At 70.9% G+C, this 2,680-nt stretch carries 2 protein-coding genes; both read right to left on the minus strand.

Going from position 1 to position 2,680, the window contains the following annotated elements; all coding sequences use genetic code 11:
• Positions 1-1,479 (minus strand): UxaA family hydrolase (locus tag ACFDTC_RS15025; protein WP_375259698.1); only part of this gene is annotated, 1,479 nt, incomplete at its 3' end.
• A complete protein-coding gene (uxuA, locus tag ACFDTC_RS15030) occupies positions 1,479-2,663 on the minus strand; it encodes a mannonate dehydratase (RefSeq protein WP_375259710.1) in 1,185 nt (394 codons plus the stop codon). The genes ACFDTC_RS15025 and uxuA, both read right to left, overlap by 1 nt.
• Between the last annotated feature and the right edge of the window lie 17 nt (positions 2,664-2,680).

Raw genomic sequence — 2,680 nt, forward strand, 5'->3', positions numbered from 1 at the left:
GTCCCCGAGGCCGAGCGTTTCGCTCTTGCTCGGGCTGCCCGACGCCGTGGCCAGGATGAGGTTCAGGATCTCGCGGCCCTTGTCGCCCAGGTCGACCCCGCGCATCACGTCGCCGCAGTTCAGGTCCATGTCGTCCTTCATGCTTTCGTAAAGCCGGTCGTTCGTGGCGAGCTTCAGCGTCGGCGCGGGCTTCGAGCCGAAGGCCGAGCCACGCCCCGTGGTGAAGACGACGATCTGCGCCCCGCCCGCGATCTGGCCCGTGGCCGAGACGGGGTCGTAGCCCGGCGTGTCCATGAAGACGAGACCACGCGCCCTCACCTGCTGCGCATAATGATAGACGGCATTGAGCGGCGTCGAGCCCGCCTTGGCCACCGCGCCCAGAGACTTTTCCAGGATCGTCGTCAGCCCGCCCGCCTTGTTTCCGGGCGACGGGTTGTTGTCCATGCTGCCGCCGTTCATCTCGGTGTAGCTTTCCCACCACGCGATCCGTTCCAGCAGCTTCTCGGCGACGTCGCGGCTTGCGGCGCGGCGCAGCAGAAGCTGTTCGGCGCCGTAGATCTCGGGCGTCTCGGACAGGATCACCGTTCCGCCGCCGGCAACGATCAGGTCGCACGCCTTGCCGAGCGCGGGGTTCGCCGTGATCCCGGACAGCCCGTCCGAGCCGCCGCATTGCAGCGCCACGGTCAGCTCCGACAGCGGCCGCGCCGCGCGCTCTACCGCGTCGACCTCGGGCAGCATCGCCTCGACCCGCGCGACGATCCGGGCGATCGTCGCCAGCGTGCCGCCGGCCTCCTGGATCGTCAGGCCGTGAAAGCGTTCCTCGCCCGTGGCGTCGAACATCTGCTTCATCCGGGCAATCTGCATGACCTCGCACCCGAGGCCCACGAACAGGGCCGCGCCCACGTTGGGATGCGTCGCATGGCCCCAGAGCACGCGCTGCAGGTTCTCCCACCCCGGCCCTTCCGAGGCCATGCCGCAGCCGGTTCCGTGGGCGAAGGCGACGACTCCGTCGACATTCGGGAAGCCCTCGAAGATCCCCGAACGGTTCAGGCGGTCGGCCGCCTGCCGGATGACCGTGGCCGAGCAATTCACCGTCGCGACCAGCGCCACGTAGTTGCGCGTGCCGACCCGCCCGTCGCTGCGGACGTAGCCGCGGAATTGCCGCGCCGGATCGGCGGGAATGGTTGCGCGGGCGGCGTCGAGGTCGGCGTCGATGGCGTAGTCGCGGTCATGGGCGCCGATGGCGCAGTTGTGGGTATGGACGTGCGCGCCCTGCGCGATGGCCTCGGTCGCGTAGCCGATGATCTGGCCGAACTTCCGGATCGGGGCGCCTGCCGCAATGGCGTGGCGGGCAAGCTTGTGCCCCGCCTGCACCGTCCCGGCCAAGGGCGCGCCGCGGCCGAGCGGCGTCTCGCCCTCGCGTGCGCGGTCGGTGAGGATCGCCACGTCGTCGCCCGGGTCCAGCACCAGCGCCTGCATCACGTCCCTCCGTAGGACAGACCCGCGATCACGCCGCGCAGCTCGGCCAGTCCGCGCATCCGCCCGATCAGCGGATAGCCGGGATGGGTCTTGCGCCCCAGATCCGAAAGCAGCGCCTGCCCGTGGTCGGGCCGGAACGGGATCTGCGCATCCGCGCGTCCTTCGGCTGTGCGCCGCGCCTCCTCGTCCAGCAGCGCCGCGATCAGCGCGGGCATGTCCGTATCGCCCTCCAGATGCGCCGCCTCCTGGAACGAGCCGTCGGGCTCCTTCGCGACGTTGCGCAGGTGCGCGAAGTGGATGCGCCCGGCAAAGCGCCGCGCGATGGCGGGCACGTCGTTGGCAGGGTTCGCCCCCAGCGAGCCGGCGCACAGCGTCAACCCGTTGGCGCGGCTGTCGGCCATGTCCAGTGCGGTGGCGATGTCGTCTTGGTTCGACACGATGCGCGGCAGGCCCAGCAACGGGCGCGGCGGGTCGTCGGGGTGCACGCACAGACGCAGACCCAGCTCTTCGGCCGCCGGGGTCACCTCGTCCAGGAAGCGGCGGAAGGTGGCGCGCAGATCGTCGGCGCCGAAGCCTGCCCAGGGCTGCAACGCCTCGCGCAGGCCGGCGACGTCGTAGCGCGCATAGGCGCCGGGCAGTCCCGCCATGATCGCGGTCAACAGCCGGTCACGCTCGGCCTCGTCCGCCGTGCGGTCCAGAGAGGCGGCCGCGTGCAGCACGTCGCGCGGATAGTCGGCTTCCGCGCCGTCGCGGCCCAGCATGTGGACCTCGAAGAACGCCATCTCGACCGACGAGAAGCGCAGCGCGTGCCCGCCCGCCGGCAGCGGGGCGTCAAGCCGCGTGCGCGTCCAGTCGAGCAAGGGCATGAAGTTGTAGCAGACGACCTCGATGCCCTCGGCGGCGAGGTTCGCCATGCTCTGGCGGTAACGCGCGAAGAGGCCCGACAGGTCGCCCTCGCCGCGCTTGATGTCCTCGTGCACCGGCAGGCTTTCCACAACGGCCCAGTGCAGGTTGCCCGGCGCGGCGGCGATCTCGGCCTTGCGCACGGCGATCGCCTCGCGCGGCCAGACCGCGCCGTAGGGGATGTCGTGCAGGGCGGTCACGATGCCCGACGCGCCCGTCTGGGCGATCTCGGGCAGGGTCACGTCGTCCAGCGGACCGAACCAGCGCCACGTCTCGATCATCGCACGTACTCCGCCAC

Origin of the sequence: Citreimonas sp. (assembly GCF_042096055.1) — a bacterium.
Taxonomy (GTDB): domain Bacteria; phylum Pseudomonadota; class Alphaproteobacteria; order Rhodobacterales; family Rhodobacteraceae; genus Citreimonas.

Coding starts and splice junctions, on each gene's coding strand:
- uxuA (WP_375259710.1), bottom strand. CDS start 2,663: ATGATCGAGACGTGGCGCTGGTTCGGTCCGCTGGACGACGTGACCCTG.